Origin of the sequence: Cellulomonas sp. HD19AZ1 (genome assembly GCF_004535805.1) — a bacterium.
GTDB classification, from domain to species: Bacteria; Actinomycetota; Actinomycetes; order Actinomycetales; family Cellulomonadaceae; genus Cellulomonas; species Cellulomonas iranensis.
In genome coordinates this window covers 276,215-296,256 of the sequence record NZ_SPHX01000006.1, presented here as the reverse complement: position 1 = coordinate 296,256, position 20,042 = coordinate 276,215, and the positions used below count along the sequence as shown (strand labels likewise).

Annotated in this window: 18 protein-coding genes; 8 read left to right on the top strand and 10 right to left on the bottom strand. The window is 77.3% G+C overall.

Translation table 11 applies throughout. The features are described from left to right. Positions 1–41: 41 nt before the first annotated feature. Entirely contained in the window at positions 42–1,352 is a 1,311-nt protein-coding gene (locus E4A51_RS14570) for a homoserine O-acetyltransferase (protein WP_134852205.1), read from the top strand. Positions 1,353–1,504: 152 nt separating this feature from the next. On the opposite strand, the gene E4A51_RS14565 is transcribed toward E4A51_RS14570, so the two are convergent. Continuing rightward, a complete protein-coding gene (locus E4A51_RS14565; RefSeq protein WP_134852204.1) occupies positions 1,505–2,050 on the bottom strand; it encodes a hypothetical protein in 546 nt (181 codons plus the stop codon). Positions 2,051–2,381: 331 nt separating this feature from the next. Here E4A51_RS14565 and E4A51_RS14560 point away from each other — a divergent pair, with 331 nt between their 5' ends. The 4 genes from E4A51_RS14560 (at position 2,382) to E4A51_RS14545 (ending at position 6,111) form a co-directional block, all read left to right on the top strand. Further along, positions 2,382–3,113: a GNAT family N-acetyltransferase gene (locus E4A51_RS14560; protein WP_134852203.1), complete on the top strand. Its 732-nt coding sequence runs from the start codon at positions 2,382–2,384 to the stop codon at positions 3,111–3,113. 133 nt (positions 3,114–3,246) lie between these two features. Continuing rightward, positions 3,247–3,969, top strand: a complete 723-nt coding sequence (locus tag E4A51_RS14555) for a maleylpyruvate isomerase N-terminal domain-containing protein (protein ID WP_134852202.1) — start codon at positions 3,247–3,249, stop codon at positions 3,967–3,969. A gap of 107 nt (positions 3,970–4,076) precedes the next feature. Further along, positions 4,077–5,036, top strand: coding sequence for a zinc-binding dehydrogenase (locus E4A51_RS14550; protein ID WP_134852201.1), 960 nt, complete (start codon positions 4,077–4,079; stop codon positions 5,034–5,036). A 1-nt stretch (position 5,037) separates the two neighbouring features. Beyond that, a complete protein-coding gene (locus tag E4A51_RS14545; protein WP_134852200.1) occupies positions 5,038–6,111 on the top strand; it encodes an alpha/beta hydrolase in 1,074 nt (357 codons plus the stop codon). 34 nt (positions 6,112–6,145) lie between these two features. On the opposite strand, the gene E4A51_RS14540 is transcribed toward E4A51_RS14545, so the two are convergent. Next, the gene (locus E4A51_RS14540; protein WP_070319993.1) at positions 6,146–7,579 is read right to left on the bottom strand and encodes a hypothetical protein; all 1,434 of its coding nucleotides are present in this window, start codon (positions 7,577–7,579) and stop codon (positions 6,146–6,148) included. Between the two features lie 216 nt (positions 7,580–7,795). On the opposite strand from E4A51_RS14540, the gene E4A51_RS14535 reads away from it, so the two are divergent. After that, positions 7,796–8,089: an MTH1187 family thiamine-binding protein gene (locus E4A51_RS14535; protein ID WP_134852199.1), complete on the top strand. Its 294-nt coding sequence runs from the start codon at positions 7,796–7,798 to the stop codon at positions 8,087–8,089. 68 nt (positions 8,090–8,157) lie between these two features. Here the strand turns inward: E4A51_RS14535 and E4A51_RS14530 are convergent, their stop codons facing one another. Beyond that, a complete protein-coding gene (locus tag E4A51_RS14530; RefSeq protein WP_370297510.1) occupies positions 8,158–9,699 on the bottom strand; it encodes an MFS transporter in 1,542 nt (513 codons plus the stop codon). Positions 9,700–9,977: 278 nt separating this feature from the next. Between E4A51_RS14530 and E4A51_RS14525 the strand changes: the two genes are divergently transcribed. After that, on the top strand, positions 9,978–10,493 hold the full coding sequence (locus E4A51_RS14525; protein ID WP_134852198.1) for a TetR/AcrR family transcriptional regulator: 516 nt from the start codon (positions 9,978–9,980) through the stop codon (positions 10,491–10,493). 113 nt (positions 10,494–10,606) lie between these two features. Here the strand turns inward: E4A51_RS14525 and E4A51_RS14520 are convergent, their stop codons facing one another. The 7 genes from E4A51_RS14520 to E4A51_RS14490 form a co-directional block, all read right to left on the bottom strand. Then, entirely contained in the window at positions 10,607–13,612 is a 3,006-nt protein-coding gene (locus E4A51_RS14520; protein ID WP_134852197.1) for an FAD-binding and (Fe-S)-binding domain-containing protein, read from the bottom strand. A gap of 70 nt (positions 13,613–13,682) precedes the next feature. Next, positions 13,683–13,913: a hypothetical protein gene (locus tag E4A51_RS14515; protein WP_134852196.1), complete on the bottom strand. Its 231-nt coding sequence runs from the start codon at positions 13,911–13,913 to the stop codon at positions 13,683–13,685. Then, positions 13,910–15,871, bottom strand: coding sequence for a ferrous iron transporter B (locus tag E4A51_RS14510; protein ID WP_134852195.1), 1,962 nt, complete (start codon positions 15,869–15,871; stop codon positions 13,910–13,912). The genes E4A51_RS14515 and E4A51_RS14510 overlap by 4 nt, the downstream gene beginning before the upstream one ends. Further along, the gene (locus E4A51_RS14505; RefSeq protein WP_087509987.1) at positions 15,868–16,137 is read right to left on the bottom strand and encodes a FeoA family protein; all 270 of its coding nucleotides are present in this window, start codon (positions 16,135–16,137) and stop codon (positions 15,868–15,870) included. Before E4A51_RS14505 ends, E4A51_RS14510 begins: the two co-directional genes overlap by 4 nt. A 109-nt stretch (positions 16,138–16,246) precedes the next feature. After that, positions 16,247–16,687, bottom strand: coding sequence for an OsmC family protein (locus E4A51_RS14500; RefSeq protein WP_046531109.1), 441 nt, complete (start codon positions 16,685–16,687; stop codon positions 16,247–16,249). 94 nt (positions 16,688–16,781) lie between these two features. Further along, on the bottom strand, positions 16,782–17,936 hold the full coding sequence (locus E4A51_RS14495) for an AAA family ATPase (protein WP_070319999.1): 1,155 nt from the start codon (positions 17,934–17,936) through the stop codon (positions 16,782–16,784). A gap of 17 nt (positions 17,937–17,953) precedes the next feature. Beyond that, on the bottom strand, positions 17,954–19,180 hold the full coding sequence (locus E4A51_RS14490; protein ID WP_134852194.1) for a D-alanyl-D-alanine carboxypeptidase family protein: 1,227 nt from the start codon (positions 19,178–19,180) through the stop codon (positions 17,954–17,956). Between the two features lie 228 nt (positions 19,181–19,408). Between E4A51_RS14490 and E4A51_RS14485 the strand changes: the two genes are divergently transcribed. Then, complete coding sequence (locus E4A51_RS14485) at positions 19,409–19,990, top strand: hypothetical protein (protein ID WP_070320001.1); 582 nt, start codon at positions 19,409–19,411, stop codon at positions 19,988–19,990. The last annotated feature ends 52 nt before the right edge of the window (positions 19,991–20,042 follow it).

Genomic DNA, 20,042 nt, shown 5'->3' with positions numbered 1-20,042 from the left:
ACGACCGCGCCACCCACCCCGCACGAGAGGCACGCCGCACCATGACCCACCCCGACCCCCGCACCCCCGCACCGGACCACGCGCCCGCCCGGCGCGCGATGCCCGGCGCGTTCCCGGGTGCGGGGGCGGGCGGTGCCGACGTGCCCGACCCGCTCGCGGGCCGACGGACCCGTCGCGGTGCGACGCTCGGCAGCCGGCGCCCGCTGCCCGAGCGCCCGCCCGTGCCCGCGAGCGCCGCGTGGCGCGACGGCGACGAGCCCGGCCGGCGGCAGTTCGCCGACCTCGGTCCGCTCAAGCTCGAGTCGGGCGGCCGGCTGCCGGCGGTGCGGCTCGCGTACGAGACGTGGGGCGAGCTCGACGAGGACGGCGGCAACGCGGTGCTCGTGCTGCACGCCCTCACGGGCGACTCGCACGTCACCGGCGAGGCCGGCCCCGGCCACCCGACGGCGGGCTGGTGGCAGTCGATGGTCGGGCCCGGCGCGCCCATCGACACCGACCGGTACTTCGTCGTGGCGCCCAACGTGCTCGGCGGGTGCCAGGGCTCGACGGGCCCGGCGTCGACCGCGCCCGACGGCGAGCCCTGGGGCAGCCGGTTCCCGCTGCTGACGGTGCGCGACCAGGTCGCCGCCGAGCTGCGGCTCGCCGACCTGCTGGGCGTCGACACGTGGGCCCTCGTGATCGGCGCGTCGATGGGCGGGCAGCGCGTGCTCGAGTGGGCCGCGACCGCGCCCGAGCGGGTCGACGCGCTCGTCGCCATCGCGACGTGCGCGCAGACCACGGGCGACCAGATCGCGAGCTTCCACACGCAGCTCGCGGCCGTCGCCGCGGACCCGCGCTACCGCGACGGCGACTACTACGACGCACCCGACGGCGAGGGCCCGCACGTGGGCCTGGGCATCGCGCGGCAGATCGCGCACCAGACGTACCGTTCGGCGCGCGAGCTCGACGAGCGGTTCGGGCGCATCCCGCAGGGCGCCGAGGACCCGCTCGAGGGCGGCCGGTTCGCGGTGCAGTCCTACCTCGACCACCACGGCGACAAGCTCGCGCGGCGGTTCGACGCCAACACGTACGTCACGCTGACGCGCACGATGATCACGCACGACCTGGGCCGCGACCGCGGCGGCGTCGAGGCGGCGCTCGCGCACGTCACGGCGCGTGCGCTGGTCGTCGCGGTGGACTCCGACCGGTTGTTCACGCCCGCGCAGTCCGAGCGGGTCGCCGCCGGGATCCCCGGCGCGGGGCCCGTGCGGTACGTCCGCTCGGACTACGGCCACGACGGCTTCCTCATCGAGGAGGACCAGGTGGGTCGGCTCGTCGCCGACTTCCTGCGCACGTCCGACCAGCCGCGCTGACCCGGCGCGCCGTCCGCAGCCGTCCGTGCGGCGGCCGCCGCTCGCGTCGCACCCGCCGACCGCGGGCCTCGGCCGGTCCGGCGAGCCCATGAACGGCAGGACCCCGCGCTCGGGGCCTCACGACGGGACCCGGGGGGGCGGGGGGTCGGGGCTCAGCTCCCCAGGCCCGAGCCCATCTCCATGACGACGTCCGACAGCGGCGCGGTGTCGTAGGCCGCCTCGTCGGCGAGCAGCACGAGCAGCACGACCCACGGGCCGGGTGCCGCCGACCGCGCGGGCGTGCAGGTGAGCGAGCGCCGGAAGCCGCGGTCGTGCACGCGCACGGTCAGCAGCACGCGGCCCGCGTCGTCGACCCAGCGCCCGCCGCGTCGCCACAGGCTCGACGGCCGGTAGTGCACCACGGTGTCCCCGACGCGCCCCCGGCGGCGCCGCCGCCAGAACGTGCGCGCGAGCCACGCGATCTCGGTGCCGGACGCGTCGGTCACGCGCACCTCGCGGTGCGCCGACGTGCGGACGACCCACGGGCCGTCGGACGTCTCGACGACGTGCCGACCACGCTCGGCGCGCCCGGTCGCGACCAGGCCCGCGTCGCAGCGGATCTCGGGCGGGCCGTGCCGCACGAACCGCGGCACGGTACGGAGCTGCTCGCCGGGCCGCCCGACCTGCACGAGCGGCACCAGCACGACGTCGGTCGGCACGGGGGCATACTCCCACCGCCGCCTCGTCGGCGGCACCCACGACCCGACCGACGGCCCCGCCGACCGGGACCCCCGGAGGCGGCCCGGGACACCGCCGAACGCGGGGTTCGGCCGCTCCTGGCGCCTCGGAGGCGGCCGAACCCCGCGCTCGACGACAGTGGTGGGACGCGGGCGGGAGGGGCGAGGCCGGCGGCGCGGGTGGGGCGGCGGCGCGGGCGGGGGAAAGCCGTCGCCGTCGGCGGGGACGGGCGCCTAGGGTCGCGGCCGACCGAGCAGGTCCGCGGCGCACCCGCCGGCGGCCCTCCCAGCACCCACCGCCCCGGGGAGTCCCGTGTTCTCGACCGCCGTCACCGACCACTGGCTCGCGGGCCTGGCACCGGCCGACCTGCCGACCACGCCGGGGACGTACCGCGTCGTCGTCGACGCCGACCTGCCCGCGGCGCGGCGCCTCTCGGTGCTGGACCTCGCGGGGACCGGCGGCGTGGTCCGCGCGACGCCCGAGGTGGCCGCCGCGCTGGGGCTCGTCGACGGCGCCACGGTCGAGGCCGCCGCGCTGAGCTCGGCACGGACCTCGGCCGGGGTCGCGCTCAACGGGGCCGACCACGTGTTCCACCTCCCCGCGGCCGCGCTGGCGGCGCTGACGACGCCGGCCCCCGGCGACGACGTCCGGGTCCTCACCGCCGCCGACGCCGACGCGTTCGCGGCCTTCGCCGCGGCGGCCCCCGGGGACGACCTCGACGAGGCGTACGTCGAGCTCGACCACTGGCTCGTCGTCGGCGCGTTCGTCGCGGGCGCCGACGGGCCGCGGCTCGTGACCGCCGCGAGCGCCTACCCGTGGGCGGGCACGACGCTCGCCGACACCGGTGTGCTCACCCTCCCGGAGCACCGCGGCAGGGGTCTGGGACGCCGCACGGTCCGCGCGCTCGCGGCGCACGCGCACGCGCGCGGTCACGAGCCGCTGTACCGCTGCCAGCTCGACAACGCGGCGTCCGTCGCGCTCGCGCGGGCAGCGGGGTTCGTGCCGTTCGCGACGTGGGACGTCGTGCGCCCCGACGACGACTGACCCGCGGCCGAGGCCCCGGGCGTCCGCCCGTGGTCGCCGGCACGCGGACGTCCCGGCGCCGGCGACGCGCACCGCGCCGCTCGTCCGGCGGACGGCGTGGCCGGTCGCCGCGCCGCACGGCACGATGGGGCGCATGCCCGCCGACGTCCAGACCGCCGCGACCACCCTGCGGACCCAGTGGGACCGCCTGCACGGGTGGGTCGAGCACATGGCGGACCCGCGCCTGGGCCGCGAGCCGTCGGTGCTGGACGGGTGGAGCGTCGTCGAGCTGTGGGCGCACCTGGGCCGGGCGATGGACGCGCTGGCCGTGTGCACGCCGCTGCCCGAGGGCACGGTGCCGCTGTCGCTCGGCGAGTACCTCGGCACGTACGCGGGGCGCGCGCAGGACGTCGCGGAGACGACGCGCGCCCTCGCGGCCGAACACGCCGCCGACCCCGTCGGGTACGTCACGGCGTCGGCAGCCGCGGCGTTCGCGACGCTCGACGCACTGCTGCCGGCCGACCCCGTGGTGCAGGCGCGGCGCGGGCCCGTGCGGCTGTCCACCATGACGGTGTCGCGCGTCGTCGAGCTGGTCGTGCACGGCGACGACCTGCACCGCTCGGTCCGCCGCGTGCGCGGTGCCGACGCGGCGCCCGACCCCGTCGACCCCGGTGCGCTCGCGCTCGTCGCGGACGAGCTGCTCGCGATCGTGCGGGCGCGCGGCGGCTGGGACCTCGAGGTCGCCGACGCGCGCCGCTGGATGCGGCTCGCGGCGGGTCGTGCGCCGTACGACGTCGACGAGCTCGCGCTCGCGCTGCAGCCGCGGTGGACGTCGGAGGCCGTGCCGGACCTGGGGCGCATGCTGCCGCTGCTGTGACGCGGCGGACGTCGCGCGACGCCCGCGACGTGGCGGTCGCGCACGTCACACCTCACCCACCCCCGAGGTCCCGCCGGCCTCACGCCGGCGGCGGGCTACCGTGAGGCATGCTCTCCGCGCGCGTCGTGTCCTTCTCCCCCGCCGACCCGCTGGCCGGGCTCGAGGTCGGCGAGGCCCCGACGCCCACGGCCCCCGACGGCTGGACGACGGTCGACGTGCGCGCGTCGTCGCTCAACCACCACGACCTGTGGTCGCTGCGCGGCGTGGGCCTGCGGGCCGAGCAGCTGCCGATGGTGCTGGGCACCGACGCCGCGGGCGTCACCGAGGACGGACGCGAGGTCGTCGTGCACGCGGTGGTCGGCGGACCCGACGGGCGCGGCGTCCCCGCCGACGAGCCGCGCACGCTGCTGTCCGAGCGCTACCCCGGCACGCTCGCCGAGCAGGTGGCGGTGCCCGCGTGGAACGTCGTCGACAAGCCCGCGGAGCTGACCTGGGTCGAGGCGGCGTGCGTGCCGACCGCGTACCTCACGGCGTACCGGATGCTGTTCCGCTCGGGCGCCGCGCAGCCCGGGCAGCGCGTGCTCGTGCAGGGCGCGGGCGGCGGGGTCGCGGTGGCGGCCGTGCAGCTCGGCGCCGCGGCAGGCCTCGAGGTCGTCGTCACCGGGCGGGACGCGGGCAAGCGCGAGCGCGCGCTCGCGCTGGGCGCCGCGCAGGCCGTCGAGCCCGGGACGCGCGTCGGGCGCGTCGACGTCGTGATCGAGACCGTCGGCAAGGCCACGTGGGAGCACTCGGTGCGCTCGGTGCGCCCCGGCGGCCGGATCGTCGTCGCGGGGCTGACCTCGGGCGACCCGGAGCCCGCGTCGCTCACGAAGGTGTTCTTCCAGGAGATCAGCATCGTGGGCGCGACCATGGGCACGCGCGACGAGCTCGCGCAGGTGCTCGCGTTCCTCGCCCGCACGGGCGTGCGACCCGTCGTCGACTCGACGTTCCCGCTCGCGCGCGCGGCCGACGCGCTCGCGCGGCTGCACGCGGGCTCCCACGTCGGCAAGATCGTCCTCGAGATGTGACATGACGTCCGAGCCGAGCACCGATGCCGCCGCCCAGGCCGCGGCGCAGACCCCGACGGCCGCACCCGAGCGCCCCGCGCCGCCGGACACGCCTGCCTGGGACGGCTCGACGCTCACGACGGACTGGTCGCCCGACGCGCTCGGCGAGGGGTTCCAGGCGCGCCGCCTCGACCTCGCCGACGACGACGAGGGCGAGGTCACCGCGACGCTCGTGCGCTACGCGCCCGACCCGGCGCTGCGGCCCGCGCGCGCCGTGCTGTACGTGCACGGCTGGTCGGACTACTTCTTCCAGACGCCGCTCGCGCGCTACTGGCACGCGCAGGGTGCCGCGTTCTACGCGCTCGACCTGCGCAAGTACGGGCGTTCGCTGCGCGACCACCAGACCCCGGGGTACGTCGACGACCTGCGCACGTACGACGAGGACATCGGCGCCGCGCTCGACGTCGTGCGTGCCGAGCTCGGGCCGGTCGCGCGCATCATGCTCATGGGCCACTCGACCGGCGGCCTCGTGCTGAGCCTGTGGGTAGCCCGGCACCCCGGGGTCGTGAGCGGGCTCGTGCTGAACTCGCCGTGGCTCGAGCTGCAGGGCTCGTCGCTCGCGCGGCACCTGTCGGCGCCCGCGATCAGCCGCCTCGCGCGGTTCAGCCCCAAGACCGCGCTGCCCAACATCGACCCCGGGTACTACGCGCGCACGATCGACGCGGCCACGGGCGGCGACTGGACGTTCGACGCGCGGTGGCGCCCGACGCCGTCGTTCCCCGTGCGGGCCGGCTGGCTCAGCGCCGTCCTGGTGGGGCACGCGACCGTCGCGCGCGGGCTGCGGATCGACGTGCCCGTGTTCACCGCGCTGTCCGACCGCACGCTCATCAGCCCGCGCTGGAGCGACGAGATGCGCTCGGCCGACGTCGTGCTCGACACCGACGCGATCGCGCACCGCGCCATGCAGCTGGGGCCCGTGATGACGCTCGTGCGCGTCGCGGGCGGCATGCACGACCTCACGCTGTCGGCGCGGCCCGCGCGCGAGCGCTTCTACGCCGAGCTCACGCGGTGGCTCGCCGCGTACGGCTGGGGCTGACGACGCCATCGCGGACCGCCGCGCGGCCGCGGGGTCACAGCGTGCCCGCGGCCTCCGCGAGCGTCGGGCCGCCGTCGCCCAGGCGCCACGCGCGCCAGCCGTCCGCGCCGTCGACGCCCGAGACGGCCGTCGCGGCGTCGTCGGGGTCCTGCAGGACCGTGCCGTCGGGCAGCTCGATCATGCCGTCGGGGCGCAGCACGGCCGTGAACCGCTGCCCGCGGCGCTCGCGCGCCCACACGAGGGTCGTGACCGCGCGGCGCCGCTTGGCGAGCATCGCGAGCTCGGGGAAGGGCCAGTCGGGGCGCGCGGGGCGCTGCGCGCCGACCCCGGACGCCGCCGTCCCGCGCGCGTCCGGCCCGCCGGGCGTCGTCGTGCCGGTCGTCGTGCCGGCCGGCGCGACGTGCGCGGCGGCGTCCGTGCCACGCGACGGGGTCGCGACGCCCGCGTCCGCACCGGCGTCGACGGGCGGCGGCGCGTCGACCACGGGAGGCGCCAGTGCGTCGGCACGGCGTGCGGTCGCACCCTCGAGCGCGGCGGCGCGCAGACCGGCGACGGGCGTGAGCGTCGGGGGCCCCTCGAGCGTCGACGTCGCCGCGTCCCGCGGCCACTCGTCGAGGTCGGGCCGGGCCTCGTCGCCCGGCCGCTCCGCGGTGGGGCCGGCGGTGCGGAACGGGAGCGGGGTCGGCTCGGTGACGGTGCCACGACGCCCGATCGGCGTCGGCGCGGGCGGCTCGACGGACGGGGGCGGCGTCACGGCGCGCAGCTCACCGGTCGGCAGCGAGCGGCCGCGCGTCGCGGGCGACCCGGGACCCCGCTCGGGCTCGTAGCCCACGCCCCGCGCGCCGGCCTCGCTCGAGCGCACGAGCCGCAGCGCGGTCGGCTCGACGGACCGGCGCACGCCCTCGTGCAGCGCGAGCGGCGACACCTCGAGCAGCCGACGCTCGTCGCCGCGCACGACCCCGACCTGGAGCACGTCGACCTGGTGCGCACCCGCGCGCAGGAACCCGAGCGTGTCCACGGCCTCGGCCGCGACCTCGGAGCACAGCAGCAGCAGCCGCACGCCGCCGGGTGCCCGGCCCGCGCCCGCACCGAACGGCACCTGCTCGCGGAACGCCGCGAACTCGACCGCGAACCGGCCCGGGTCGGCGTGGTAGGCGCGGGACAGGTCGGTCGTCGTCATGCGCGCCGCGGCACCGCCGTGGCGCAGCGCCGCGACCAGCGCGTCGTCGTCGAGCACCTGCGCGACCTCGACGACCACGGGACGCCCGGCCGCGTCGAGCGCGAGCAGCTCGGGCAGGTCGGCGCGCTCGGACGTGCCGCGCGCCCGCACGACGAACAGAGGCTCGCCGGCGATCGCGGCGAGGTGGTGCGTGAGCAGTGCGGTGACCTCCTGCGCGAACGACCCCGCCAGGGGCTGCATCGGCTGGACGAGGCGCGGACGTCCGTCGTCGAGCTCGAAGATGGGCATGTCGCGGCCGGGCCTTCCTCGCACAGCAGGGGCGGGTGGGACGGCGGCACGCCCGCCCGCGCGGGGTGCGGTCGTCGCACGGACAGGGTCCCACATCTCGGGCGGTCAGCGGCAGGGGTCGGACGGGCGACGCGCGCCACTCGCGGGGTGCGCGACGCGGGCCACGGCACCCCCGACGAGGTGGACGCACCGCCCCGCGAGGGGCAAGGTGGGCGCATGCTCGTCGCCTTCTCCGTCGCCCCGCTCGGTGCGGGCGAGTCCGTGTCCCAGGCCGTCGCCGACGCCGTCCGCGTCGTCCGCGAGTCAGGCCTGCCGAACCGTACCGACGCGATGTTCACGACGCTCGAGGGCGAGTGGGACGAGGTGATGGACGTCGTGCGCCGCGCCACCGAGGCCGTCGGCGCGCACGGCCACCGCGTCTCGCTCGTGCTCAAGGCCGACATCCGCCCCGGTCACACCGGTGAGCTGGACGCCAAGGTGCAGCGGGTCGAGGCGCTGCTCGCGGACTGACGCGCGCGGCGGCCGGCCGGGGGCCCTCCACCCCCGGCCGGTCGCCGCGCGCGGGTCTCAGCGGCTGCTCAGCGGTCGCCGGCTCCGCGGTGGCGTCGCAGCACGACCCCCACCCCCACGGCGACGACGCCGACCGCGGCCGCGCCGATGCCGGACGTGACCGCGACGCCGTGCGCGAACGCGTCCTGCGCCGCGACCAGCAGCGGGCCGCCGACCGCGTCGGGCAGGTCCTTCGCGAGCGCGACGGCCCCGCCGAGGGTCTGGCCCGCCGCGGCGGACTGCTCGGCCGTCAGGCCCGCGGGCAGCGTGAGGTCCGCGCGGTAGGTGGCGGCGAGCACCGACCCGAGCACCGCGACGCCGAGCGACGCACCGAGCTCGTACGACGTCTCCGAGATGCCCGACGCGGCACCCGCGCGCTCGGGCGGCACCGACGCGAGGATCGCGTCGTTGGTGAGCGTCTCGGCGAGCCCCACACCCGCGCCGACCAGGGCGAACGTCGCGACGACGACGCCCGTGCGGTGGTCGGTGCCCAGCAGCGTGCCGAGCGCGTAGCCGCCGGCGGCCAGCAGCATGCCGACGGGCACGAGCGCCCACAGCGGGAACGACCGCGCGAGCCGCACCGCCACGAGGCCCGCGACGATCGACGCGACGGCGCCGGGCAGCAGCGACAGCCCGGCCTCGACGGGGTCGAGGCCCACGACGAGCTGCAGGTGCTGCGACAGGAACAGCACGAGGCCGGCCAGCGCGAACGACGCGGTGAAGTTGGCGCCGACCGACGCCGAGAACACGGGCCGCCCGAACAGGCCGACGTCGAGCAGCGGCGACGCGAGCGTGCGCTGCCGCCGCACGAACACCACGGCCATCGCGAGCCCGACCACCAGCGCGGCGACACCCAGCGCGTCGACGCCCGCCGACGCGAGGTGCTTGATGCCGTAGACGAGCGGCAGCATCGCGACGACCGACAGCACGACGCTGGCCGGGTCGAGGCGCCCCGAGCCGGGGTTGCGCGACTCGGGCAGCACGAGCGGCGCCGCGACGAGCAGCACGAGCACGACGGGCACGTTGAGCAGGAAGATCGAGCCCCACGAGAAGTGCTGCAGCAGCCAGCCGCCGACGATCGGGCCGAGCACCGACCCGCCGGAGAACCCGGCGGCCCAGATCGCGATGGCGAGGCGCCGCTGGTCGTCGTCGAGGAAGACGTTGCGCAGCAGCGACAGCGTCGAGGGCATGAGGGTCGCGCCGAACAGCCCCAGCAGGGCCCGGGCGGCGACGAGGTGCGTCGCGTCGGTCGAGAACGCCGCGAGCAGGCTGACGACGCCGAACCCGGTGGCGCCGATCATCAGCAGGCGGCGCCGTCCCACCCGGTCGCCGAGGGTGCCCATGGTGACCAGCAGGCCCGCGAGCATGAGCGGGTAGATGTCGACGATCCACAGCAGCTGCTGCGCGGTCGGTGCGAGCGCGACCGAGATCTGCGGCAGCGCGAACGACAGGACCGTGTTGTCGATGGACACGACGAGCACGGGCAGCATGAGGACCGCGAGCGCGAGCCACTGCCGCAGGCCGGCGCGCGGCGGCACGGGGGTGGCGGGGTCGGTCGCCGGGTCGGTCACCGCGCGAGCACCGTCGTCGACGGCGGTCACGGGTGCGTCCGTCGCGCTCGTGGTGGAGCGGGGGTCGGGGGTCGGGGTCGCGTGCGTGGGCACGATGACGTCCTTTCACAGCTCCGCGCTCACCGGGCGGGTCCGGGGGTCGGGCACGCGGGCCGGGTCCACTCCCCGGACCGGGTCGCCGGGTTCGTCGCCCGACGACGGCTATACCGTCCAGCCGGTACAGTAGCCGACCGTCCGGACGGTGCACAAGAGGACCTCCGTCGCTAGGCTCGACGCCCATGGCCCCCACCCGCGACCGCATCCTCGACGCGCTGCAGGACGTGCTGCTCGAGGACGGCCCCGGCGGCGCCACGCTCGACGCGGTCGCCGAGCGCGCGGGCGTCTCCAAGGGCGGGCTGCTCTACCACTTCCGCAGCAAGGACGACCTCTTCGAGGGTCTGCTCGACCGGCTCGACGCGGGCGGCGTCGCGGCGGACGCGCAGTGCCCGACCGACCCCGACGGCGCGGCCCGCTGGTTCCTCGACGGCTCGCAGACCGCCGACGGCCCCGAGGAGCGCACGCTGCTCGCGGCGCTGCGCCTGCTCGGCACCTACCCGCCCGCGAGCGACCGCATGGCCCGCTACCTCGACGACTGGGCCGCGGGCCTGCGCCGGGCGATCGGCGACCCCGTGACCGCGCGGCTCGTGCAGCTCGTGGGCGACGGCCTCTTCCTGCACGCGCTGCTGGGCAGCGGCGACGCCCCCCTCGACGCACGCGTCAAGGACGCGGTCCGCGCCCTGCTCGACCGGGCCTGACCCGCGCGTGCACCGCCGAGCGCGGTACTCCGCGGCCGAGCGCGGTACTCGTTTCCGGCGCGCTCGGTGGCGTTGTACCGCACTCGGCGGAGCGCGCCGCGGCGGCTCGCGGGTCAGTCCGTGGCGGCGGGCGACGGCGACGCGGTCGGCAGGTGGGACGCCAGCAGCTCGGCCAGGTGCACGCCCTGCACGCCCGCGAGCTGGTCGGCCTGCGTGCGGCACGAGTACCCGTCCGCCAGGTAGACGTCGCCCGGTGCAGCGGCACGCAGCGCGGGCAGCAGCGCGTTCTCGGCCACCGCGACCGACACGTCGTAGTGCCCCTTCTCCATGCCGAAGTTGCCCGCGAGGCCGCAGCACCCGGCGAGCGTCGAGAACTGCGCGCCCGCGTCGGTGAGCAGGCGACGGTCCGCGGTCCACGTCATGACCGAGTAGTGGTGGCAGTGCGGCTGCACGACGGCCGTGACGTCCGACAGGTCGGGCACCTGCCACCGGTCCCCCGGGCCGATCGGCGCGGGCGCGGTCAGCAGCTCGGCGAGCGTGCGGGTCGCTCGGGAGACCGCCGTCGCACGCGGGTCGTCGGGCAGCAGGTCGACCAGGTCGCTGCGCAGCACGGCCGTGCACGACGGCTCGAGCCCGACGATCGGGATGCCGTTGACCGCGAACGGCCCGAGCACCTCGAGCAGGTGCTCGAGCTGGTGGCGCGCGCCGTCGAGCTGGCCGGTGCTGATCCACGTGAGGCCGCAGCACGCGTCGTGGTCGGGCACCAGCACGTCGTAGCCCGCGTCGCGCAGCACCGCGACGGCCGCGTGCGCGACCGACGGCGCGAGCGTGTCGCTGAACGAGTCGGTCCACAGCAGCACGGGCGGACGCGGTGCACCGCGCTCGGCACGGGCCCCGCCCGTCGCGTCGTCGGCCGCCGCCGCACCCCCGGCGCCCGCGGCCTCGACCGGCAGCGCGACGCTCTCGGCGTCGCGACGCCCGACCACGCGCACGTCGCCCGCGCGCCGCCCCGCCTGCCGCGCCCACGCGCGGAACGGCACGGGCGCGAACTGCACCATCTTCCGACGGGTGTCCATGCCGCCCAGCCTGAGCACGAGCTTCGCGACGGGACGCACGCCCAGCACCGCGTTGGCGAGCGCCGCGAGCCCCGGCACACCCGTGACGAGGCGTGCCCACCGCGGCAGCCAGCCCAGCGCGTAGTGGTTCACGGGACGCAGCCGGCCCTGGTAGGTGCGGTGCAGCACCTCGGCCTTGTACTGCGCCATGTCGACGCCCGCGGGGCAGTCCGACGAGCACGCCTTGCAGCTCAGGCACAGGTCGAGCGACTCGTGCACCTCGGCCGAGGACCACCCGCGCGACACGAGCGACCCGTTGGCCATCTCCTGCAGCACGCGCGCGCGGCCCCGCGTCGAGTCCTTCTCGTCCTTCGTCGCGAGGTACGACGGGCACATGAACCCGCCCGCCGCGTGGTTGTCGGCGCGGCACTTGCCGACGCCGACGCACCGGTGCACGGCCGTCGTCAGGTCGCCGCCGTCGTGCGCGAACGAGAACCCCGACGCGGCGGGCAGCGCACGGGCCGCGGGCCGGCGCAGGTCGGCGTCGAGCGGGCGCGGCCGCACCAGGACGCCCGGGTTGAGCAGGTCGCGCGGGTCGAACAGGTCCTTCACGGCGCCGAACAGGTCGATCGCGCGCTGCGAGTACATGACGGGCAGCAGCTCGGAGCGCGCACGCCCGTCGCCGTGCTCGCCCGACAGCGAGCCGCCGTGCTTGGCGACGAGCGTCGCGGCGTCCTCCATGAACGCGCGCAGCGGCCCGCCCGAGCGCTCCATGGGCATGTCGATGCGCAGGTGCACGCACCCGTCGCCGAAGTGCCCGTAGGCGAGCCCGTCGACGCGGTGGTCGGCCATGAGCGCCTCGAGCTCGCGCAGGTACGCGCCGAGCCGCTCGGGCGGCACGGCCGAGTCCTCGAACCCGGGCCAGGCCTGGGCCCCCGACGGCGTGCGGCCGCCCAGCCCCGCGCCGTCCTCGCGGATGCGCCACATGGCCGCGGCCTCGGGACCGGGCGGGAAGATGCCGACGGCGTCGGTGCCGGCGTCGGCCGCGAGCGCGCGCGCCGTGGCCATCGCCTCGTCGAGGGTCGCGCCCCCGACCTCGCACATCATCCAGCCGGCACCGGGCGGCAGGTCGGGCACGGCGGACGCGCCCTTGACGCGCCGCACGACGTCGACGAGCCGCGAGTCCATGCCCTCGATCGCGAGCGGTGCGTGCGCGAGCAGCGCGGGCACCGCGTCGGCGGCCGTCGGCATGTCGGGGTAGCCGAGGACGACGAGCACGGGCGCCGACGGCACGGGCACGAGGTTCACGGTCGCGCCGAGCAGCGTGACGAGCGTGCCCTCGGTGCCGACGAGCATCTTGGCGAGGTCGGTGCCGTGCTCGGGCGCGAGGTGCTCGAGCGAGTACCCCGACACCTGGCGGCGGAACCGCCCGAGCTCGGTGCGGATCACGTCGAGGTGCGCGCGCACGAGCCCGTCGAGCCCGGGGACGACGTCGAGCGACCCGGCACCGGCACGTGCCGTGAAGCGCCGGCCGGTGCCGTCGACGACGTCGAGGTCGACGACGTTGTCGGCCGTGCGCCCGTAGGCGACGGCCCGCGGGCCGCACGCGTTGTTGCCGATCATGCCGCCGAGCGTCGCGCGGGCCTGCGTCGAGGGGTCGGGCCCGAACCGCAGCCCGTGCGGTGCGGCGGCGCGCTGCAGGTGCGCCATGATCACGCCGGGCTCGATGCGCGCGGTGCGCGCCTCGGGGTCGATCTCGAGGACGCGGTTCACGTGCCGCGAGAAGTCGAGGACGATCCCGGTGCCCACGGCGTTGCCCGCGACCGACGTGCCGCCGCCGCGCGACGTGAGCGGCGTGCCGGTCTCGCGCGCGACCTGCAGCGTCGCCTCGACGTCGTCGGTGTCCCGGGGGAACACCACGACCTGCGGCACGACGCGGTAGTTGGACGCGTCGGTCGAGTACTCGGCGCGCCGGCGGGAGGAGTCGTCGACGCTCCCGCGGACGGCGTCGCGCAGCGCGTGCACGACGTCCCGGACGGGGGGCGTTCCGGTCGTCACAGCCACGCCCGGCAGTGTCCCACCCCCCACCTAGGACCCGACACCTCCGTCCACGCGCTGTCCGGCACGAGCACCGTCAGCGGGTCAGCGGGCAGCCCGCGCAGGCCACCGGGCGCCGCTCGCGCGGCGGGCACGTGGGGCACGCGGCGCGCCCCAGCGCGGACGACGACGTCTGGACGAGCCCCACGCGCGCCGCGTGGTCGAGCACGGTCTCGACCAGCCCGACGTCGACGCCGAGCTCGCGCGCGACGGTCGCCGGGCCGGCACCCCGACCCGCCGCCGCGACCACGTCGGCGAGCAGGCTCACAGCAGCGCCCCGACCCGGAACACCGCGACCGCCAGCAGCCACGCGACCGCGAGCTGCGCGCCCACGCAGCCGAGGGTCCAGCGCGCGCCGAACAGCCGCCACTGCTCGGCGACGGTCGCCAGGCACGGCGTGTACGCGAGCACGAAGACCATGAACGCCGCCGCGGCCGCGGCCGCGTGCCCGCCCGACGACTCCTCGAACGTCGCGCGCAGCCGGTCGCCCAGGTCCCCCGCGGCGGCGGGGTCGTCGGGCTCGTCGACCGCGTACGCCTGCGCGAGCGCGCCGACCGCGACCTCCTTCGCGACGAAGCCCGTGACGAGCGCGGCCGACGCGTGCCAGTCGCCGAACCCGGCGGGCGCCAGCACGGGGGCCACGGCCTCGGCCGCGCGCCCGTACAGCGAGTCGGCCACCGGCACGTCGCCGACGGCGTGGCCGCCGACCACCGGCACCGCGAGCGCGACCCACACGAGCGTGAGCGTCACGACGACGACCTGCCCCGCCTTGGTGAGGAACGACAGCACGCGCGTCCACGTGGACAGCGCGAGCGCCCGCAGCCGCGGCCGCTGGTAGGCGGGCAGCGCGAGCACGAGCGGCTCGCGGCGCAGGTCGCGGAAGAGCGTGACGCGCAGCAGCAGCCCGCCCAGCACGACGAGCGCGACGCTCGCGACGTACATGAGGAAGATCGCGGTGCCGGCGTGCCCGGGGAAGAAGATCGAGGACAGCAGCACGTACACCGTGAGGCGCGCGGGGCACGACGTCCACGGCACGAGCAGCCCCACCATGAGCCGCTGGCGCGCGTGCGGCAGCGTGCGCGTCGCGGCCAGCGCGGGCAGGTTGCAGCCGAACCCGACGACGAACGGCAGCATCGCGCGCCCGTCGAGGCCGATGGCACGCATCGCGCGGTCGGCGACGAACGCGGCCCGCGCGAGGTACCCGCAGTCCTCGAGCACCGCGACGGCCACGAACATGAGCGCCATGAGCGGCACGAACGCCGCGACGGTGCCGACGCCCGCGAGCACGCCGTCGACCAGCAGGCCCGTGAGCCACGCGGGCGCGTGGACCGTGTCGAGCCCGGTCGTCACGCCGTCCGCGAGCGTGCCGGTGACGAACCCGTCGACCGCGTCCATGAGCGGTGCGGCGGCCGCGGTCGCGAGCTGGAACAGCAGCCACATGACCGCGAGCAGCACCGGGATCCCCGCGACCGGGTGCAGCAGGACGCGGTCGAGGCGGTCGGACCACGTGCGCACGCCCGCGGGGGCCACGCCGCCGACCGCGCGCACGAGGTCGTCGACCCACGCGAACAGCGCCTCGACCTCGTCGGGCACGGGGTCGACGGGCACGGGGTCGACGGGCACGGGGTCGACGGGCACGGGCAGGCGCACGTGCCCGGCGTCGGCGTCGCGCAGCGTCGCGAGCACGACGTCCGCGAGCGCGTCCGTGCCGCGCCCGCTGCGGGGGTGCACCACGACGACCGGCACGCCCAACCGGTCGGCCAGCGCGTCGACGTCCACGTCGACCCCGCGGGAGCGGGCGACGTCGACCATCGTCAGCCCCACGACGACGCGCAGCCCGAGGCGCGCGACCTGGCCCAGCAGGTAGAGCGAGCGCGCGAGCGCCCCGGCCTCGACCAGCACGACCGCGAGGTCGGGGCGCCCGAGCGCCGCGCCGCCCGCGACGACGTCGGCCGTCACCTGCTCGTCGGGCGTGCGCGCGACCAGCGAGTACGCGCCCGGCAGGTCGACGAGGCGGACCTCGCCGCGGGCTGCGGCGCCACCCGGTCGCCACGTGCCGCTCTGCAGCTCGACCGTGGTGCCGGGCGCGTTGACCACGCGTTGGCGCGCGCCGGTGAGCGCGTTGAACAGCGTGGACTTGCCGACGTTCGGGTTGCCGACGAGCACGACGAGCGGCGCGTCGAGCGTCGTCGTGGCCGCACCCGGGGACGCGTCGTGGCAGCTCACGACGTCGCCCCCGCCGGGGAGGGGGAGGCGGGGGCGACGTCGACGGGACCCGGGTCGACCGCGATGCGCGCGGCGGTGCGGGCGTCGACGGCGAACCGGTCGGCCCCCACGGCGACGACGAGCCCGCCGAACGCGGCGCGGTGCGTGACGCGCACGTCGCCGCCCGGCCGCAGGCCGAGCTCGCGCAGCCGCACGCGTGCGCCGTCCTCGAGGTCGACGGCCACGACGCGGGCGGCCGTGCCCGGCGGCAGCGTGCTCAGGTCCACGTCGCGAACGTAGACCTGAGGCAAGCCTCACCTCACGGGACCCAGGTCCCGTCCGACGCGCGCGAGGGCGGCCCGGCGCACGGCCGGACCGCCCTCGTGCGGGACGCGGTCAGGACTCGAGCGCGGCGTCCAGCGTGATCTCGACGCCCGTGAGCGCCTTCGACACCGGGCAGCCGGCCTTGGCCTTCTCGGCCGCCGCGCGGAAGCCGTCGGCGTCCAGGCCCTCGACCTCGCCGCGCACCGTCAGCGCGATGCCCGTGAGACGGAACCCGCCCGCCGGGTCCGGGCCGAGGCTCACGTCGGCGGTGACCTCGAGCGCGACGGGCGTGCCGCCGGCCTCGGCGACGTCGGCCGACAGCTGCATCGCGAAGCACGACGAGTGCGCCGCCGCGATGAGCTCCTCGGGGCTCGTCGTGCCGCCGGCCTCGTCGGCCGCGCGCTTCGGGAACGACACGTCGTACGTGCCGACCTTCGAGCTCGTGAGCTCGACCTGGCCGCCGCCGTCCTGCAGCGTGCCGTTCCAGGCGGTGCGTGCGGTGCGCGTGGGCATGTCCACTCCTCGTGCGTCGGGTGCCGGGCGCGGGCAGCGCCCCGTCCGAGCCTAGGTGCTGCGCGGCGGACCCACCCGGCCACGGCGCGACGGCTCAGCGCGCGCGCTCGAGGTGCGCCGCGACCACGTGCGACGGCGCACCGGCCGCCCGCAGCGCCCACGCCGCGCGCGCGTGCAGCGCACGGCGCCGCTCGGCGCTCAGCCCCGCGTAGAGCGCGGTGCGGACGAGGTCGTGGCGGAACACCAGCCGGTCGCCGCGCGCGTGCACCACGCCCGCGGCGAGCGCGTGCCGCAGCGTGCGCCAGCAGTCGGCGACGGGCTCGTCGGCCAGGGCCGCGAGGTCCCCGACGACGAACGACGCCCCGAGCACCGACGCGGTGCCGAGCAGGTCGAGCACGTCCGCACCGAGGTAGGCGACGTGCGCCCGCCCGACGTCGTCGAGCTCGTCGAGCCACGCGGAGCCGACCGTCTCGACGGCGCCGCGCGAGCGCTCGAGCACGCCGCACGCCTGCGCGGTGCGCAGCACGTCGACGACGAGCCGCGGGTTGCCCCCGGTGGTCGCGAGCACGCCGCGCAGCGCGGGGCCGACGGCGCCGTGCAGCAGGTGCTGCGCGAGCTCGACGGTGGCGGCCGGCGCGAGCGGCACGAGCTCGAGGTACCGGGCCCCGGCGCGGGTCCACGCGGCGACCACCGCGTCGAGCTCGACGCGGTGCGGCACGCCCCGCAGCGTCATGACGGTGAGCGCGTGCGGCAGCGGGCCCTCGCCCGCGAGCGCGGCGAGGAGCCTCAGCGAGCACGCGTCCGCCAGGTGCAGGTCCTCGAGCACGAGGACCCACGGACCCTGCTCGCCGCGGTGGCGCAGCAGCGCCGCGAACAGCTCGTCGGCGCGCGCGTACCGGGCCGGGGCGTCGGCGCGGTCGGCGGGCAGCACGTCGAGCAGCGCGCCGAGCTCGGCGACGACCGGCCCGCGGGCCTCGCGGTGCGCGGCGGGCGCGAGCAGCACGTCCGCCAGCAACGCGTAGGGCGCCGCGCCCGGGCCCGCGCCGCGACCCGCGCACACGCCGACGCCCAGCAGCGCGGCCGAGCCCTGCAGGGCCTCGACGAGCCGCGTGCGGCCGACGCCGGCCTCGCCCTCGATGAGCACGGTCGCGCCGCCGCCCGCCGACACCGAGGACAGCAGGTCGTCGAGGTCGTCGAGCTCGGCGCCGCGCCCGACCAGCGGCCGCACGGGTGACGTCGGCTCCGTCATGGAGCCGATCGTAGGACTCAGCCGGTGTACTCCCAGTGCCACGGCTCGGGCTTGCTACCCGTGGCGCGCGCCCACTCGGGGAGCGTCCACTGGTACGTCGGCGCGTTCTCGCGCATCCACTGGTGCTGCGCGGTGCCGAAGCTCTGCACGCTGCCGCCGAGGTCGACCGCGACGCCGAGGCCGTGGTTCGACGTGCCGGGCGTCGCGCACAGCGAGCCCTTGTTGGCGCGGCACGCGACCTGGGCGGCGTAGGACCGGTACGAGTCGGAGACCGTGAGGTGCGTGCCGAACTGCGCGAAGAACGCGGCGTCGAGCGCGTCGAGCGACTCGGCGGCGTCGCACCGCAGCAGCGCGTTCTTGTCGAACCCGACGCCGCACAGGGCCGAGCTCGGGACCTTCCCGTTCGCGTAGCCCTGCAGGGACGCCTTCCACGCGGCGCGCTGCGCCTCCTGCTCGGCGGCGACGCGCGCGGCCTCGGCGGCGGCCGCCTCGGCGGCGGCGGCCTCGGCCCGCTTCTGCTCGGTGGTGGTCCGCACGACCTCGGCGGCCTGCTTGACGCGGTCGAGCGCGGTGCGCAGGGGCGTCGTCGCGGGGTCCGACGTGTCCGGGAGGGTGGCGTCGGCGATCGGGTCGCCGGTGGCGCCCGCGGACGGCTCGGCGGTGGGGGTGGCGGGCGCGTCGGTCGCGGGCGCCGCGGGGTCGGACGCGTCGGCGGGCGCCGCGTCCGACGTCGCGGTGGAGGTCGGGTCCGAGCTCGGGGCGGGGGCCGCGGCGGCGTCGGGGGCGGCCGCGTCGTCGGCCGTGGCGTCGGGCGTGGCGGTGGCGTCGGGGCTCGCGGCGGGCGCGCCGTCCTGCTCGGCGGACGTGCGCTCGGCGTCGCGCGAGACGTTCGGCGTGCGGTCGACGACGTCGGCGGGCACGTCGACGTCGTCCATGGCGGCCCGCAGCTGCTCGGTCGCCGCGTCGAGCTCGGCCAGCACCTCGGTCGGGACCGCGGCCTGCTCGGCGTCGGCGCGCACGAGCGAGACCTGCTCGACGACGCCCTGGGCGGCCTGCACGGCCTGCGCCCGCAGCTCGTCGGTGCGCTGGTCCTGGGCGTCCGTGGCGTCCGTGGTCGCGGCGCGCACGAGGGCGGCGACGTCGTCGACCACGGTCGGCTCCTGGGCGCCGGCGGTCGCGACGACGGCGCCCATGCTCATCACGAGCCCGAGCGCGACACCACCCTGGGCGACTCGCTGGGGCACGCGCGTGGTGCGGGGCGTGCGGGGGGCGGCGTCAGGTCGCGGAGCGACATGCCTGCCGCCGCCCGACCGACGCCGACGGCTCGGCAATCTGTCACTCACGCGAAACACGTTAAGTGAGTCGGACGCCCGTCCATCCGTCTTGAGCCGCTGAGCGAGCGAAGATCGTGTGCACATCCTGTTACCGGACCGTCACACGATCGCGCGCCGTCCCCGACTACCCTGACTGCCGTGACGACGGACGACGCCCGCCCCCCGGCGCGCGCCGTGGACCCCGCGGGCGACGGCAACGGCCTCGACGACCTCTACGACATCGCGCGTCTCGCACGCCGGCTCGACGTCGAGCACGCGACGATCCGCGTCTGGCTCTCGCGCAAGGTGCCGTGGCTCCCGCCGCCCGACGGCCGCCTCAACGGCGGCGCCGTCTGGCGTGCCACGACCCTCGAGGGCATCGAGCAGCGGCGGTTCCGCCGCCGCCCCGGCCGCAAGCCGCGCTTCACGGTCGCCCCCGCGGCGGCCGACGTGCCGCGGACCGGGTCGATCCCGGTGGTGACCGCACGCACGGGCGCGATCCCGGTCGTCCCGCCCCGCACGGGCGCCATCCCCGTCGTCACCGCACGCACCGGCGCGATCCCGGTCGTCCCGCCCCGCACGGGCGCGATCCCCGTCGTGACCGCGCACACGGGCGCCGTCCCCGTCGTCACCCCGCACACCGGCGCCATCCCCGTCGTCCCGCCCGGCACCCCCCGGACGTCGCGGCGCGGCCCGCTGCCGACCCCGCCGCACGGCACCGAGGCCCTCTCCTCGCGCTGACACCGCCCGCCCGCGGGAGTCCCGTCGAGCCGGTCGGCGCGTGCGACCGGCG

Coding starts and splice junctions, on each gene's coding strand:
- E4A51_RS14570 (WP_134852205.1), top strand. CDS start 42: ATGACCCACCCCGACCCCCGCACCCCCGCACCGGACCACGCGCCCGCC.
- E4A51_RS14555 (WP_134852202.1), top strand. CDS start 3,247: ATGCCCGCCGACGTCCAGACCGCCGCGACCACCCTGCGGACCCAGTGG.
- E4A51_RS14550 (WP_134852201.1), top strand. CDS start 4,077: ATGCTCTCCGCGCGCGTCGTGTCCTTCTCCCCCGCCGACCCGCTGGCC.
- E4A51_RS14545 (WP_134852200.1), top strand. CDS start 5,038: ATGACGTCCGAGCCGAGCACCGATGCCGCCGCCCAGGCCGCGGCGCAG.
- E4A51_RS14540 (WP_070319993.1), bottom strand. CDS start 7,579: ATGCCCATCTTCGAGCTCGACGACGGACGTCCGCGCCTCGTCCAGCCG.
- E4A51_RS14535 (WP_134852199.1), top strand. CDS start 7,796: ATGCTCGTCGCCTTCTCCGTCGCCCCGCTCGGTGCGGGCGAGTCCGTG.
- E4A51_RS14525 (WP_134852198.1), top strand. CDS start 9,978: ATGGCCCCCACCCGCGACCGCATCCTCGACGCGCTGCAGGACGTGCTG.
- E4A51_RS14500 (WP_046531109.1), bottom strand. CDS start 16,687: ATGCCCACGCGCACCGCACGCACCGCCTGGAACGGCACGCTGCAGGAC.
- E4A51_RS14495 (WP_070319999.1), bottom strand. CDS start 17,936: ATGACGGAGCCGACGTCACCCGTGCGGCCGCTGGTCGGGCGCGGCGCC.